The organism is Acinetobacter sp. C13 (assembly GCF_016809775.1).
GTDB classification, from domain to species: Bacteria; Pseudomonadota; Gammaproteobacteria; order Pseudomonadales; family Moraxellaceae; genus Acinetobacter; species Acinetobacter pittii.
In genome coordinates this window covers 811,355-827,608 of the sequence record NZ_JAFBJL010000002.1, presented here as the reverse complement: position 1 = coordinate 827,608, position 16,254 = coordinate 811,355, and the positions used below count along the sequence as shown (strand labels likewise).

Annotated in this window: 14 protein-coding genes; 6 read left to right on the top strand and 8 right to left on the bottom strand. The window is 36.8% G+C overall.

The features are described from left to right. Positions 1-155: 155 nt before the first annotated feature. The gene (locus tag JGE69_RS09110) at positions 156-2,348 is read right to left on the bottom strand and encodes a TonB-dependent siderophore receptor (protein ID WP_413784467.1); all 2,193 of its coding nucleotides are present in this window, start codon (positions 2,346-2,348) and stop codon (positions 156-158) included. Positions 2,349-2,722: 374 nt separating this feature from the next. Here JGE69_RS09110 and JGE69_RS09105 point away from each other — a divergent pair, with 374 nt between their 5' ends. Further along, a complete protein-coding gene (locus JGE69_RS09105) occupies positions 2,723-3,403 on the top strand; it encodes a hypothetical protein (protein WP_068931043.1) in 681 nt (226 codons plus the stop codon). Between the two features lie 362 nt (positions 3,404-3,765). Further along, positions 3,766-4,443 carry a DUF421 domain-containing protein gene (locus JGE69_RS09100; RefSeq protein ID WP_199112707.1) on the top strand — a complete coding sequence of 226 codons (678 nt, stop codon included), beginning with the start codon at positions 3,766-3,768 and terminating at the stop codon, positions 4,441-4,443. An 83-nt stretch (positions 4,444-4,526) separates the two neighbouring features. On the opposite strand, the gene eno is transcribed toward JGE69_RS09100, so the two are convergent. From eno to JGE69_RS09085, 3 genes are all read right to left on the bottom strand, one after another. Continuing rightward, positions 4,527-5,816, bottom strand: a complete 1,290-nt coding sequence (gene eno / locus JGE69_RS09095; RefSeq protein ID WP_002121066.1) for a phosphopyruvate hydratase — start codon at positions 5,814-5,816, stop codon at positions 4,527-4,529. A gap of 63 nt (positions 5,817-5,879) precedes the next feature. Then, positions 5,880-6,737: a 3-deoxy-8-phosphooctulonate synthase gene (gene kdsA, locus JGE69_RS09090; protein ID WP_017400378.1), complete on the bottom strand. Its 858-nt coding sequence runs from the start codon at positions 6,735-6,737 to the stop codon at positions 5,880-5,882. A 30-nt stretch (positions 6,738-6,767) separates the two neighbouring features. Next, the gene (locus tag JGE69_RS09085) at positions 6,768-8,405 is read right to left on the bottom strand and encodes a CTP synthase (protein WP_002121060.1); all 1,638 of its coding nucleotides are present in this window, start codon (positions 8,403-8,405) and stop codon (positions 6,768-6,770) included. A 223-nt stretch (positions 8,406-8,628) separates the two neighbouring features. Between JGE69_RS09085 and JGE69_RS09080 the strand changes: the two genes are divergently transcribed. Both JGE69_RS09080 and JGE69_RS09075 read left to right on the top strand, forming a co-directional pair. Next, positions 8,629-9,105 (top strand): internalin, encoded by a 477-nt coding sequence (locus tag JGE69_RS09080; protein ID WP_199112709.1) that lies wholly within the window; start codon positions 8,629-8,631, stop codon positions 9,103-9,105. Between the two features lie 234 nt (positions 9,106-9,339). Further along, positions 9,340-10,185: a metal-dependent hydrolase gene (locus JGE69_RS09075; RefSeq protein WP_002121049.1), complete on the top strand. Its 846-nt coding sequence runs from the start codon at positions 9,340-9,342 to the stop codon at positions 10,183-10,185. Between the two features lie 63 nt (positions 10,186-10,248). Here JGE69_RS09075 and JGE69_RS09070 read toward each other — a convergent pair whose 3' ends face one another. The 4 genes from JGE69_RS09070 to JGE69_RS09055 form a co-directional block, all read right to left on the bottom strand. Further along, entirely contained in the window at positions 10,249-11,343 is a 1,095-nt protein-coding gene (locus JGE69_RS09070) for a YheT family hydrolase (RefSeq protein WP_033847238.1), read from the bottom strand. Between the two features lie 19 nt (positions 11,344-11,362). Next, entirely contained in the window at positions 11,363-12,079 is a 717-nt protein-coding gene (locus tag JGE69_RS09065) for an SGNH/GDSL hydrolase family protein (protein WP_032036321.1), read from the bottom strand. 37 nt (positions 12,080-12,116) lie between these two features. Beyond that, entirely contained in the window at positions 12,117-12,524 is a 408-nt protein-coding gene (locus tag JGE69_RS09060) for a nuclear transport factor 2 family protein (RefSeq protein WP_199112711.1), read from the bottom strand. Between the two features lie 72 nt (positions 12,525-12,596). Next, on the bottom strand, positions 12,597-14,621 hold the full coding sequence (locus JGE69_RS09055; RefSeq protein ID WP_199112713.1) for an NADPH-dependent 2,4-dienoyl-CoA reductase: 2,025 nt from the start codon (positions 14,619-14,621) through the stop codon (positions 12,597-12,599). A gap of 135 nt (positions 14,622-14,756) precedes the next feature. Here JGE69_RS09055 and JGE69_RS09050 point away from each other — a divergent pair, with 135 nt between their 5' ends. Then, the gene (locus JGE69_RS09050) at positions 14,757-15,317 is read left to right on the top strand and encodes a PadR family transcriptional regulator (RefSeq protein WP_005069032.1); all 561 of its coding nucleotides are present in this window, start codon (positions 14,757-14,759) and stop codon (positions 15,315-15,317) included. A gap of 2 nt (positions 15,318-15,319) precedes the next feature. After that, entirely contained in the window at positions 15,320-16,237 is a 918-nt protein-coding gene (locus JGE69_RS09045) for an alpha/beta fold hydrolase (protein WP_199112715.1), read from the top strand. Positions 16,238-16,254: the final 17 nt, after the last annotated feature.

Below are 16,254 nucleotides of genomic sequence, written 5' to 3'. Positions count from 1 at the left end.
ATTGACCATTGTGACATGTTTCATTTTGTCAAAAATGAATGGAATTTGAAAGGGAAATAATATTTATAAGTACAACTGCTTATAAATCAATCTACGCACAAAAAAGCCCTCTTTTGAGGGCTTTTATAAATCGGTTACTTATGAGTATGTCTGTATCAAAAATTATAACGAACACTCAGCGTTGCATTTCGTGGTGTTCCCCAGTTCATTGAGTTTTCACCAATACCTTCATAATATTTCTCATCAAAAATATTATCGATGTTAAATTGAAGTTTAATATTTTTATCTACTTGATAGCCAAGCATCGCACTTGCTAAAACATAAGCATCTTGCTCAATGCGAGAGCTTCCACTACCCGTATAGTATTTACTCTTATAATTTAAGCCAAGTCCTGCACTCCACTGATTAAGTTTGTACTTAACAAATAAATTTGAAGTTGTTCGAGAGTTTGTCGTATTAACCTTCGTACCCTTTGCATCTTTTGCTTCAAAATTAGCAATACCGAAATTAATACCCCAATTGTCATTAATCTCGCCATCAGCTTCAAACTCAAAACCTTTACTTTCAACCCCATCTACAGCGCGATAGGCTTGCTCGGTAGTTTGTGTACCATTGCGAATAATGAACGTGTCAGGTATCGATTCAGCAAAATTAGACTGTTCTATTCGAAATACTGATAACGCTGTATTTAAACGCCCCCCAAACCACTCACTTTTTAAGCCAGCTTCATAACTCTTACCTGTAATGGGGTCAATATATTGATCATTTACATCTTTACGATCTTGAGGTTTGAAAATTTCTGTATAACTCGCATACACAGAATGATCTTGGGCAAAATCATAAATAGCGCCAATATATGGTGCTAATTCATTGTTAAATTCACGGTTACCTTTATCATTTTCAGATTTATATTTCCAGTTAGATAAACGTGCACCAGCAATAATTTTTAAAGGATCGAGAATTTGAAATTTACCCGCAATATATGCAGCAGTTTGTGTGGTTTCATTGAGTGCACCTCTGGTATTTAGTACCAGTGGCTGAAGTAATTCTTGTGCTATATCATTATAGTTAAGTGGGCCACCTAAATATTTTTCAATCTCTTTGTTTGCATTAGAACCACCAGAAAGATCTTTGGTTTTTTCATTCTTATTCCAAGATCCACCAATAATGATTTCTTGTGGGCGATTAAAAAGCATAAATGGGGCATTAATAAAAACATCAATATTGTTTTCTTCACTGGCAGCTTTTGCGCCATATACAGAAACATAATCAGTTTTATTCTCAGAATTATCATTTGGATTTTCTAATGGACTGGTGTTGGTTGCCTTATCTACTTTTCCAGCTGTATATAGCAACATAGAGTCCGTATCTTCTTTGCGGAAGGTATAAGCAACATTTAAATTAACGTCATTAAATAAATTCTGTTTTAAGTTCGCAAACACTGCCGTTGTATTCACATCCCAATATGTCCAAGGTGCGCTTACTGTTAAGCTTCTGGAAAAATTGGTACGGGTCCCATCAGTATAAAAAGCTGGTGTACCACCCCAGCGGATACCATCACGATGCAATTCTTGATATGTAGCTCCAAGCGACATACTTGTTTTATCGCTCAGATCATAATCAAAGGCACCATAAAATACATTCCGTTCTTTCTCATAAAAATCCATAAATGAATTTTCATCAGAATGCTTCACAAACATACGTCCACGCAATGAACCATCAGCATTAAGCGGTGCAGAAATATCTGCCGAACTACTCCAAGAATTCCATGAGCCTAATGATGTACTGACATTACCACTAAGTTCTTTTGAGTTTGCATGTTTACGAATCATGTTCAGCGCCATCGCTGGATTTCCCGCACCTGTGGTTAGGCCATTAGCACCTTTCACCACCTCGACGCGATCATAAATATCTAAATCAAGGTCCCCTGTACCTAAATTAATCGTGCTCGGTATTCCATCTATTAAGTAATAATCTACCTCAAAACCACGCGCATAAACTTTCTGACGCTCATCAGTACGTGACGTCGAAACACCCGTAATATTGTTCATTAAATCTTGAAAAGAATCGATTTTCCGATCATCTAAATATTCACGGGTTAAAACCTTCACCGACTGTGGTGTTTCACGAAGAGATAAATTTAATTTTGTAGAAGTATTTGTGCTTTTTGCTGTATAGCTGCCCGAACCTTCGGTAACAGCGGAATCTTCTTCTGCTTGCACTTTTATCGTTTCTAAAGTGGCTGTTCCATTTGTCTCATCTGCATAAACAATTGAAGGAGCAATTAAAGCCATAGCAAGTGCTAAGGGATGAGATGTAAACGCTTTTCTAAAGGGCGGAGTGTACATAAGAAAATTCCATAATAACCAATGTGCTGTGCGAGATTCCTTAGCCTTTTGCTACTTTGGTCCTTGTTACACAGCAGCAAAAGTCGGCACAAAAATTAACATGAATGATAATTGTTATCAACAATATATTAATAATTATTCCTATTTGTTTAAATTAAATTATCAATGGTTCTAATCACTTATATATTTTCACTCTCTTCAGATCTTGTTTGGTCATCACATCTTTTAAATTTATTGCTCTTTCAATTAGCCAATAAAATGTTATGCAATAGTTTTATGATTAACTCAAAAAATAATAAACTAAACAGTATTTTCTTTTATATTTTATTATTCTTCTCAAACCTCTTAAGAGAGAATAAAAGGTACAAGTTGTAGTGCATAAAGTTTTAGCATTTTCTTTAGTAAGCTTAGGTTTGAGCGCTTGTAATAACCATACTGATGATAGTCCTTCTAAAATAATTAATACGAAGGACTATCAGAAGCAGCACAAACCAAATAATACTTATATATATGAATATAATGAAATTATTTATAAATTAAACACGGAACAAGACCAAACAACTGCTCACTTAAGATTTAAAAACTTATTGAAAAAGATACCTTCTAACGAGAACAATCTAAATATTTTAAAAACTAAACGCAAAATACTTGTACATTTAGGTTGTCTTAATGAAGCATATAGTGTTACCGAAAAAATACTAGCTAAAACAGATAGTTCAAAGCTACAAGAGATGCAATGTATTTTTTTAAGCAAAATGAAAAGAGACCCTTATCAAATAAAAGAATGCTATGAAAAAACTGCTAATAGTTATTTAACCGAGATAAATTTGATCCCAAAAGCTGCTTTAAGATATCAATATGCTTTATGGGGACACTATGCAGCGATGTTCAATGCTGGTCATATAGAATACAAAGACAAACTCCAAGAAATTATCGACTATCATAATATTGAAGATCACAAAAAAACTTATCAACAAATGTATAAAAATATTATGGATCCTCATGCTTTTCAAAAACGTTTAGATGCCATCCCCTATACCTCTAATTGTCGTTAAACTATCTTATTAAATATAATAAATTTTTGATTATTAATTATATTCACAGTCATATCTTTCTTAAGGAGAATTTATTTAATAATAAGAAACCACCCACAAAGTATATCTTTTATCTCCCATTTAAATACAAGCTCATATAAAGTAAAAGTACCTTTTTAATAGATCTACTTTGCAATAAATCAGCTTGGTCACGCTATCAACAGTAAACTTCTTCGTAGAGAATTAGTTGAAATAAATTTATAAAAAGTCACATATATTTCGAGCTTTTAACTAATAACTACCTAAAAAGTATATTTTTTTATTTTTTACTTTGTTAAGAATTTATAAGGATCTCTTCTAACTATTTTAATAAGGAGAAAAAAATGGATTTTTTTAATATTTTCATTGGTGACACGACTTGGAACTTTGTTTTAGAAGTTTTAGTTCGATGTACCGTGATGTTTATCATCATTATTAGTTTTTTAAGATTATCTGGTAAACGAGGTGTACGTCAGCTCTCCCTTTTTGAACTCGCAATCATTTTATGTTTAGGGTCAGCAGCTGGCGATCCGATGTTTACTGAGGATATACCTATTGCACATGCCTTTGTTGTGTTTATCGTTATTCTTTTTCTTTATCGATTTGCTACATGGAGCATGGTAAAACATAAAAAAATTGAAGATTTACTTGAAGGAAAAGCGCTTTGTATTGTTAAGGATGGTCTTGTAGTCTACAAAGATTTCCAAAAACAATCATATTCTCATGATGAGTTTTTCTCAGAAATGCGGCAACAACATGTTGAGCATCTTGGACAAGTGAGAACAGCTTTATTAGAGTCTGATGGTATTCTTAGTCTGCTTTATTTTGAAGATGAGGACGTAAAATGGGGCCTACCATTATTCCCTGACGCTTACCGCAGAGCCAATGTACTTAAACTTAATACTTTTTATTCATGTATGAAATGTGGTGAAACTAAAATTTTAAATAAAATCGACCAAGAATGTAGCCGATGTCAACATCACAGTTGGGCTGAGTCTTTAAAAACACGCCGATTAGGATAATAAAAAAGGTGCTATTTCCTATTAAAAACAGGAAATAGCACCTTCAAATGTTAAAAAATTAATTTTAACTTTTTATTTAAAGATTAGTTTAAACCTTTAAATTCAGCTTTACCGCGGTAAGCAGCTTTAGTCAATTCTTCAATACGAAGTAATTGGTTGTACTTAGAAACACGGTCAGAACGGCAAAGTGAACCAGTCTTGATTTGACCAGCAGCTGTACCTACTGCTAAGTCAGCAATAGTAGAATCTTCCGTTTCACCAGAACGGTGAGAAATAACAGTCGAATAACCATTTGCTTTAGCAAGATAGATTGCATCTAAAGTTTCAGTCAAAGTACCGATCTGGTTGTATTTGATTAAGATTGAGTTACCAACTTTTTCATCAATACCACGTTGTAAAATCTTAGGATTAGTTACGAACAAGTCATCACCAACCAATTGGATTTTATCACCAAGGATTGAAGTCAAGTAGCTCCAGCCTTCCCAATCAGACTCATCAAGACCATCTTCGATCGAGATAATTGGATATTGATTTACAAGACCAGCTAAATAATCTGCAAACTGATGGCTTGTAAATGCACGGTTGCCTTCGCCTTCTAAAACGTATTGACCGTTTTTGTAGAATTCTGAAGATGCGCAGTCTAACGCAAGCATCATGTCTGAACCAGCTTTGTAACCAGTCAATTCAATTGCTTGTAAAATGATTTGAATTGCTTCTTCATTAGAACGTAAGTTAGGAGCAAAACCACCCTCATCACCCACAGCAGTATTCAAACCTTGTTTCTTTAAAACTGATTTTAAAGAATGGAATACTTCAGCACCAGCACGTAAAGCTTCAGCAAATGAAGTGAAACCTACAGGCTCAATCATGAACTCTTGAATATCAACAGTGTTGTCCGCATGCTCACCACCATTTAAGATGTTCATCATCGGTACAGGCATTGTCAAAATTGTTTGACCACGAAGATCTGCGATGTATTGGAAAAGAGGAAGTTTCTTTTCTTCAGCAGCAGCGCGCGCAGCAGCCAATGACACAGCTAAAGTTGCGTTAGCACCTAATTTCTCTTTGTTTTCAGTACCGTCAAGCGCGATCATTGTATTATCAATGTCTTTTTGCTCAAAAACTGATTTACCCAACAAAGCATCACGAATCAACGTATTAACGTTGTTAACTGCTGTACGAACGCCTTTACCTAAGTAACGCGATTTATCACCGTCACGTAGTTCTAAAGCTTCACGAGAACCAGTTGAAGCACCAGATGGTGCACATGCACGACCAACAACCCCAGATTCTAAAATTACGTCTGCTTCGATGGTTGGGTTACCACGAGAGTCCAAAATTTCACGTGCACGAATGTCAACGATTTGGCTCATGAACAATTCCTCTTTGAATGAATATGAGCTGCGGTTAAAGCAGCGTAAGGGTTATAAAACAACTCAATGGGTGTCTAACTTTTTGAATCCTTTAACTAAAGTATCCAATTCTTTTATTTGTGCCAAGAATGGTTCAAGTTGGGACATACGTAATGCACAAGGTCCATCGCATTTTGCATGTTCTGGGTCTGGGTGTCCTTCCAAGAACAATCCAGCCAAACCAGTTGCCATTCCAGCGCGTGCTAAAGTTGTAATTTGAGCACGACGACCACCTGCTGAGTCAGCACGACCACCAGGGGTTTGTAACGCATGTGTCACGTCAAAGAAAACTGGCACATTCATTTCTTTCATTGTGTCAAAGCCAAGCATATCTACAACAAGATTGTTATAACCAAATGCTGAACCACGTTCACAAAGAATAAGTTTGTCGTTTCCTGCTTCTAAACATTTATGCAGGATATGACGCATTTCATGAGGTGCTAAAAACTGGGCTTTCTTAATATTAATAATAGCCTGTGTTTTTGCCATCGCCTCGACAAGATCAGTCTGACGACTTAAGAAAGCGGGTAATTGAATAATATCGGCTACTTCTGCAACCGGTGCAGCCTGATATGGCTCATGCACATCAGTAATGATAGGAACATTAAAATGTTTTTTAATATCACCTAACCATTCGATACCTTTTTCAAGTCCAGGACCACGGAATGAATGCAGACTAGAACGATTTGCTTTATCAAAACTCGCTTTAAATACATAAGGAATATCTAAGCGTTTGCAAATATCAACATACGTTTCTGCAATTTCAAAAGCTAAATCTTTTGATTCAAGTACGTTCATTCCGCCAAATAATACAAATGGCAAATGATTTGCCATTTGTATATCGCCTAAACGTACAACTTCTTGTGGTTTTAATTGTGACATTTAAACTTTCCCAGTTTATTTAAAATCGCATTATTTACTTTTTTGATGCTGTGTTTTTGCAGCGTCAATAAAACTAGCAAATAATGGATGTCCATCACGTGGTGAACTTGTAAATTCCGGGTGGAATTGTACAGCAATAAACCAAGGATGTTCAGGAATTTCTACAGTTTCAACTAAATGTTGTGCTGAAGAGTAACCTGAAATCTTCATACCAGCTTGTTCAATCGACTCGATGAAACGGTTATTCATTTCATAACGGTGACGATGACGCTCAGTGATTTCAGCTTTACCGTAGACTTCACGTGTTTTTGTGCCTTCAACCAATTCAGATTTTTGAGCACCTAAACGCATAGTTCCACCTAAGTCAGACTCAAGGCTACGTTGTTGTAATTCACCGCGCTCATCTAACCATTCAGTAATTAAACCAATAAGTGGATATTTTGTAGAGCGGTTAAATTCTGTAGAAGAAGCTTCTGGCATACCTGCAACATGGCGAGCGTATTCAATAACAGCCAATTGCATGCCTAAACAAATACCCAAGAATGGGATTTTGTTTTCACGTGCGTATTGAATAGCTTTCATTTTGCCTTCAGTACCACGTTCGCCAAAACCACCTGGAACTAAAATTGCGTCAGCTGTACTTAAAATAGATACGTCTTGGCTTTCAAGTTCTTCAGCGTTGACATAATCGATTTGTACTTTTACGCGATTTTTAATACCTGCGTGTAATAATGCTTCATTCACAGACTTATAAGCATCTGGTAATTCAACATATTTACCAACCATAGCTACACGTAAAGTGTATTCAGGATTTAGTAATGCTTCGACTACATTGTCCCAATCTTCTAGGTTTGCTTCTGGAAGATCATTAAATCCAAAACGCTCACAGATCAAGTCATCAACGTTTTGTTCATAGAATGTACGTGGAATTTGATAAATTGTTTTCGCATCTTTACATACCACTACAGCACGCGCTTCTACGTTAGTGAACAATGCAATTTTGCGTTTAGTATCAACATCCACATCATATTCAGTACGGCAGATAAGAATATCTGGCTGAATACCAATCGAAAGCAACTCTTTAACAGAGTGTTGAGTTGGTTTTGTCTTAAGCTCTGCTGCAGATTTGATATATGGCAACAAAGTTAAATGCATAAGCATGGTTCTTTTATGACCAAGCTCAACCATTAACTGACGAACTGACTCCATAAATGGAAGTGATTCAATATCACCTACCGTACCGCCAATTTCTACAATAGCAACATCGTAGCCTTCACCTGCGCGAAGTACACGTTCTTTAATGTTGTCAGTAATATGAGGAATAACTTGAACTGTACCACCAAGGTAGTCACCACGACGTTCTTTATTTAAAACGTCCTGATATACACGACCACTGGTAAAGTTATTAAGTTTGGTCATTTTCGCACGACGTAAGAAACGTTCGTAATAACCCAAGTCTAGATCAGTTTCGGCACCATCCTCTGTGACAAAAACTTCACCATGTTGGAAAGGGCTCATTGTCCCTGGATCGACATTAATGTAGGGATCCATTTTAACCATTGTGACTTTTAAGCCACGGGCTTCCAAAAGTGCAGCAACTGAAGCAGCAGAAATACCTTTACCTAGCGATGAAACTACACCACCAGTGACAAAAATAAAATGGGTCATTAAGTTTCTCGTACAATCAAGCCGAAATCGGCCTACAATGTTTGGCAATTTTACTGTACTCTGCCCCTATAAAGCAAAGTCAAACCGCATCAATTCAAAGATCATTAAACAACTGGCTATTCTATCAGCATTTTTAATAAAAATTTAGGTCAATCTCACATGATTTTTTCATTCTCTTTTGCTGTTATAATGCCAGCTCCTCAATTAAATGTTGTTTAGGACAATGGCAAATAAAAAACTTTTAATCTGTGCTGCAATTGCAGCTGGACTATTGTTAACCGCATGTGTCAAAAAAGAAACACCTAAAGAAGAAGAGCAAGAAAAGGTTGAAACTGCTGTTTCAGAACCTACACCTGCTGAACCTGCAAAATTTGAGTCTTTAGAAAGTGTTCAAACTGAAGAAGCTCAAACTCAGGAACCAACGCAAGTTGAAGTTCATCGTGAAGAAACAGCGAATACGACAACTGAAATTCGCCGTGAAACTCGCCCTACCCAACCTGATCAAAATTCACAAACAACAGTTTCTGAGCAACCTAAAGCAGAGCCGAAACCAAAACCTGAACCTAAGCCTGAGCCAAAAGCAGAGCCAAAACCTGAAAAGGTTCAGTCAAAACCAGCTAAGCCAGCCGAACCATCTCAAACTGAAGATGATGCTGTTGCTGCTGCAATTGCTGCTGCTACTCCAGCGCTTAAAAACTAAGTTCGTAAACACATATGCCCAAATTGAACCATCAATTTGGGCTTTTAAGTATTATTAAATTTAATAAACAGTTTTACTTTTTCTTCGCATTTTATCTTTAAAGTTTCCTTAGATATCAATTAGGGACAATCTACTTTTTTCACTTCAAAAAACATTGACGATAAATTTAGAGAGATGTAGTTTTTTAACAAGTTCCTTTTTGGAACTTAAATTAAAAGAAGATTGGAGCTTAGAATGAATACTGTATCAAATCGTGTCCCCGCCTCATTTCCAGTCCGTCGTATGGACTATAATTTTGAAAATGTACCTCGCTACTGGTGTAATAATGAACCTACTTTTACCCATTATTTTACGGGTTTATCTACATTGTTCCCTGAAGGTGAATCATATTTCGTTCGCTCTGTTCGAGCTTTACGTGCTAAAGCAAAGTCGAATGAAATTTTAGATCGTGAAATTAGTGCTTTTATTGGCCAAGAAGCTATGCACTCTAAAGAACATCATGCTTTTCATGTAAGTGCACAGCAATATGGTTTAGATCCTCAATCTTTAGAAAAAGTAACTGGCATCGTTTTAAAAGCTATTGAAAAAGTTTTTAGTAAAAAATGGAATTTACTTGTTACAGTAGGTCTAGAACACTACACCGCAGTACTTGTGGTTAGTATGATGCAATCTGTTAATGAATTGATGACGGACTCAACTATTCGCAATTTATGGCTATGGCATAGTATTGAAGAAACTGAACATAAAGCTGTGGCCTTTGATCTCTATCAACATTTATATGGAAGTGGCTTAAGCGCATACCTTCCTCGCATTACAGTCTTTACTTTAAGTCTATTTTTGATTACCGGTTTTTCAACAATTTATCAATTCGTTCTTATGAAACGGGATCATCAACTTTTAAATTTCAAATCATGGCGTAAGTTCTTTAGTTTTGCGAATAAACAATATAGAACACTGATCCCCCAATTTTTTGATTATTATCGATTTGACTTTCATCCCAACCAAACAGATGAAAAAGACCTCGTAGCTAGCACAAAAATCAAAATTGGACTAAAAGATCCTAAATTGCTTTTATCTTGATCTAATAAAATTATAAAGCCCATCTGTTGAATGGGCTTTATTTAACTTATTGCGAAATTACAGTTATTGCTTATGTTCGACCAAAAAATAATTTGATATTAATTTGGCCGCCCATGAGGTACTTTTCCATCCTTCGTAAAAGCCACAGTGACTTCCTTTTTTTGTGGTGATTACCGCAATATTACTCATTTGCTGAATCGTTTCTTTGTAAGGTTCCAAATTTTTAATAGAACAGACTGGATCATCCTCAGCATTAAGAATCATTAATGGTATTTTGACATTCTCAAATACATAAATTGGATTAATGGCTTGGCAATAGCTTTGATAATCATCAAAGCCAGCCATTTCAAAATATTCTTTCTCAAACTCTTCTAGACTTGTCGTTGCAAGAACCTTTTCTAAAGAAGCAACCTGGTTCCAAGTACTTTGATAAGGATGAATAAAATACTTGAATAACTTTTTGGTCATCATTTTGCTATAAAACGGATGAACATTTTTAAAGCCAATCTCTGTGTTGTAGCCCGGACACATTGCAAAAGCAGCTTTAAATGGCGTGTCAGTACCTTGCTCTCCTAAGTAACGAACTAGTAGCCCTGTCCCGGCAGAGGAACCTACTGCGTATAAATCCGTTTTAGGGAATAATTTTTGAATATGCTCAAGTTGCTCTTTAAGGTCGCTTGTTGATCCAAAAAGAGAAATCTGTGGCACAGGCATAGGTAAGCCAGCATGCCCACGGCGTAAGCATAGTGCTATTCTCCATCCCGTATAATGATGTATGTCTTTCACAAGTTCACGCATACTTTCAGGTGTTCCTGTAATGGTATGCATAATGACAACAGTTGGAGTATCTGGAGGAAGATCATAGCCATACCACGCGATCGCAGTTACGCCACCATCTTTCATAGTGAGCTGATCAATACGGTCATATTCAAGTTTGATAGTTTTTTTTCTAATGATATCAAAATACAAAAGATGAACGTGATTGTTGCTCAACCACGGTGTGGGCCGATATTTTTGCTTGAGCTGGGGCAATTTCTCCAGAATATCTTTTATTTTCCCGTTTGGGTCATAATAGATTTTTGGCTGTTCAGCACCTAATACCGAATCGAACAATTCTGAACCGAAAGCTTTAATTTTATTTAAAGTAGATATACCCATTTCCAATCACTACCTCTGATTATGAGTTAAATGATTGCCGCACTAATGCTGCAACCTGTTGTCCCCAAATTGCATAAATTTCCTTACTCGGATGAAAGCCATCACTTGCCATAGGCAGATTCATCGCTTGAAAATGCCCAATATCATATTGAATGAATCTAAATTGGTTTTGTGATTGTAACCATTTATCTAATGTCTGATTCATTTGTTCCGCATATTTTCCAAACAACCAAGCCAATGGATTTGGTAACGCTGGAAAATGCTGCATAGGTGGTACACCAGAAACAATAATGAGTTTAGGTTGAAAACGTGCCTGTATATATTGAAATAATTGTTTTTGTTGTTTTATCCATGAACTTGCTGAGGTTAATTTTGTTACATCATTAACACCGATCGACGTAACCACCACATCGTAATTTTGTTGCTCTAAATGCTGTACTGCTTGAAAAACCTGCTTAGTTGTATCACCTGTTTTTGCATGTAGTTTCCAGCGTATCGAATATTGATCTTGCAACTCAGAAATGATTGCACCAGATAAAGCATCTTTTTGGTTTTCTACCCCAACACCTGCTGCGGCAGAGTCTCCTAAAATAAGTAATGATAGAGGTCTTCCCTTGCCAACGGTGCCTTCTCTATCACCGCTTGCTTCTAGCAATCGTGGTGTATTCTTACGAACCTTTGTTCCTTGTACAAACAGTACAGGAAGCAATGCTAGAGTTGAAAGCTTTAACCACATTTTATTGATCTCTATCTTACTAAGCTATTTACTAAAATTATTGAGGTTGAAACTTAGCAATTCTTATACCCATTTGTTCAGCCAATGCAGCTAAGCCACTCATTGGACGTATCATTACTTCAAAATCAATAATTTTGCCTTGTTCATTAAAACGAATCATATCAATACCTTTTAATGATTTACCACTAACATTGGCACTGAACTCAAGCACTACATTTTCACCGTCTTCTGTATAAAACTCACGATGATAGGTAAAGTCTTCGAACACCTGAATCACATTGGTAAGAATGAAGAAAACGACCTGCTTTCCTTCATAAGGTTTGTAAGCAACTGGTGAGCGAAAAATCACTTCATCCGCCAGCAAGTCATTTAGATCGGATAAGTTACCAACCTGAACCATTTCATGCCATTTTTCTAAAGACTGTTTTGTTGTTTCGAGTGTCATTGTTTTTTATATCCTATAATTTAACCAAAGAAGTAATGGGCACTTCTCTTTAAAAAGAAATGCCCATAAAATTTATAGTGTCGCTGCTAATTCAGCGCCTTGGCGTATTGCACGTTTTGCATCTAGTTCACCTGCCTCTTTAGCGCCACCAATTAAATGAACTTTTTTTCCATCTGTTTTTAATTGATCATACATTGCAGTAAATGACTCTTGGCCTGCGCAAATCACCACATGGTCAACCTCAAGTACACTTGGTTTCCCATCCACAGTAATATGTAAACCTTGATCGTCTACCTTGTCGTATTGCACACCTGCAAACATTTTGACCTGACGATTTTTTAGTCCTGTGCGATGAATCCAGCCTGTTGTTTTACCTAAACCAGCACCTACAGCAGCAGTTTTACGTTGTAGTAAATAGATTTCTCGTTCAGAGGCCTCAACTTTTGGCTGTTTTAAACCGCCTACATGTTCATATTGAGTATCGATTCCCCATTCTTCATAAAACTTTTCTGGATTTAAGCTGCCACTTTCACCTTCATGAGTAAGATATTCAGCTGTGTCGAAACCAATACCACCTGCTCCAATAATGGCAACACGTTGTCCTACTGGCACACGCTCTTTTAAAACCTGTAAATAGCTCAGTACTTTAGGATGATCAATTCCCTCAAACTGTAATTGACGAGGCGTTACACCTGTTGCAACCACAATTTCATCAAAATTTGCTTGGCTTAATTCTTCGTAAGTTGCTTGATGGTTTAATACAAGTTCAATATTTGGTCGCAATTCAATTTGACGACTAAAGTAGCGTAAAGTTTCGTAGAACTCTTCTTTTCCAGGAACTGTTTTTGCAATATTAAACTGACCACCAATTTGATGACTTGCTTCAAAAATTTTAACTTGATGCCCGCGATCAGCTGCATATACCGCAAAACTTAAACCTGCCGGACCCGCACCAATAACAGCAATATTCTTTTTAACCTGAGCTTCTTTAAAGATCAGCTCAGTTTCATAACATGCACGCGGGTTTACTAAACAAGTTGCAATTTTCATTGAGAAAATATGATCTAAACAAGCTTGGTTGCACCCAATACACGTATTAATTTCATCACTACGGCCTTGACTTGCCTTCAAGACAAACTCAGCATCAGCTAACATTGGTCGTGCCATAGACACCATATCAGCATGACCAGATGCCAATACATGTTCAGCCATTTCAGGCGTATTGATTCGGTTAGAAGTAATTAAAGGTATAGAGACTTCACCTTTGAGTTTTTCAGTCACCCAAGTAAATGCAGCACGCGGAACTTTGGTTGCAATTGTTGGAATACGCGCCTCATGCCAACCAATACCAGTATTGATTATGGTTGCACCAGCTTTTTCAATTTCTTTTGCAAGCTGAATCACCTCATCAAAACTTGAACCGCCTTCAACTAAATCAAGCATGGATAGACGATAAATAATGATAAAGTTTTCACCGACTAATTCACGCGTACGCTTTACAATTTCAATTGGAAAGCGGATACGATTTTCGTAACTACCGCCCCATTCATCATCACGATGATTCGTACGAGCTGCAATAAACTCATTAATTAAATAACCTTCGGAGCCCATGATTTCTACACCATCATAGCCCGCATATTGAGCAAGTTTGGCACAGTTGGCAAAGTCATCAATGGTTTGTTGTACTTCCGCAGAGCTTAAAGCTTTAGGCTTAATCGGGTTAATCGGTGCTTGAATTGCTGAAGGTGCAACGTTATTTGCCTGATAAGAATAACGACCCGTATGTAAAATCTGCATAGCAATTTTACCCCCAGCTTCATGAACAGCTTGGGTAATTACTTTATGTTTTTCAGCTTCTTCAATTGTATCTAGTTTGGTTCCGTGGCTAAAGACAACACCATCATCATTTGGAGAAACACCACCAGTTACTATCAGCCCCACATCACCTTTTGCACGCTCAGCATAAAACGCAGCCATGCGCTCATAACCTTGCGGTGCTTCTTCTAAGCCAATATGCATAGACCCCATAAGCACACGGTTTTTTAAAGTAGTAAAGCCTAAATCAAGTGGCTTTAATAAATGTGGATAAGCTGACATATTTTCTCCTATGGCTAGCAATAAGCTTGCTAATGCAACTTGTTGCATAAATTTATAATCAAATTTTGACTTTTATGCAACATGTTGCATAATCTCATGAGTCACACTTTACTTTTGCTTACAAACTGGATTGCCATGTCACTTCCTCATGTTTTATTGACCAGCTTGCTTGAACGTCCAAGTACAGGGTTTGAACTCGCCCGCCGCTTTGACCGATCAATGGGCTTTTTCTGGAATGCCACTCACCAGCAAATTTATCGTGAACTCAATAACATGCTTAAAAAAGGCTGGGTTTCCACTTTAGAAAATGAAATGGATAATGGCCGAAAAAAAACCTATCAGGTCGAACAACTGGGTCGTATAGAATTAGCTTCATGGATGACTCAACAAAGTGAACCTGCGCAGCTTCGTGATGATTTAATGGTTAGATTGCGTGCAGAAGCACAATTGAGCAATAATCAGATATTACCTGAACTGTTAAGGCATCTTGGTTTACACCAAGAGAAGCTCAAACTTTATCAAAGTATTTATGATAAAGATTTTAAAGACAGTGATGATCTAAATGACCGTGTGTTATACATCCACAAAATGATCTTAGAACTTGGAATTACGATGGAAAGTGAATGGATCAAATGGTTGGAACAAGTCATCCCTCAATTAAAACGCTTTGCCCAAGATAACCCATCTGGAGAATAGCCATGCCGTATTACACCATGCCCGATCGGGAAAATTTATTTGTACGCCGTGTTGGTCGTGGTGAGCCTGTTTTGGTTTTATCTGGCCTTGGCATGCAAAGTTGGCAGTGGCTACCGTTTATTTATGCAAACCGCAAAGAATATGAGTTTATTATTCCAGACTGGCGTGGTTTCGGGGGGTCAAAGAATTGTGCAATTCCCGAGCAAGATGCCATTTCTAGCCATTGGCAAGATGTTGCTCATTTAATAGATCAATTAAAACTCGATAACTTTATCTTAATGGGCTATTCAATGGGCGCAACAACTGCCATGCATGGCATGAAACATGCGCAACTGGCACAGCAGTTAAAAGCCTATTTACATATTGATCAGACACCGAAAATATCAGTAGATTCGACTTGGGAATATGGTTTATTCGGCCCTCTTCACACCCAGTTCAAACAACTATTAAATGATATTTATCAATTATTGCTAAAGCATAAAAACGCCAAATATCTTTATGAACTATCTCTTCCAGATCGACAAGAACTAGTCCGTCTATGGATAGATTTTATTGAATTGCAAAGTAGCAATCCTTTTAGTCCGCTAGTTTTTAAAACAGCTTTAAAACAGCCTTTTTTACAAAAATATTTATTACCTATTCAACGTTTAGATTACTTGTTTTGGTATGTCGAAAATTATCTTTATCACAATGAAGATTATCGAGAAGCAATTCAGCAGTTAGCATGTCCAACGACTTTCTTTATTGGTCGCAATTCTACACTTTATCCAGAAACTGGTCAGACGCTGATTGCACATAGTGTCGAGCATGCAAAAGCCATATATTTTGAACGTTCAGGCCATACACCTTTATTAACCGAGCCTAAAAAGTTTGGACATGAAATCAATACATTCTTATCCGAACTCAAACATGCTTCTTAAAAAATAAAGGGATCTAT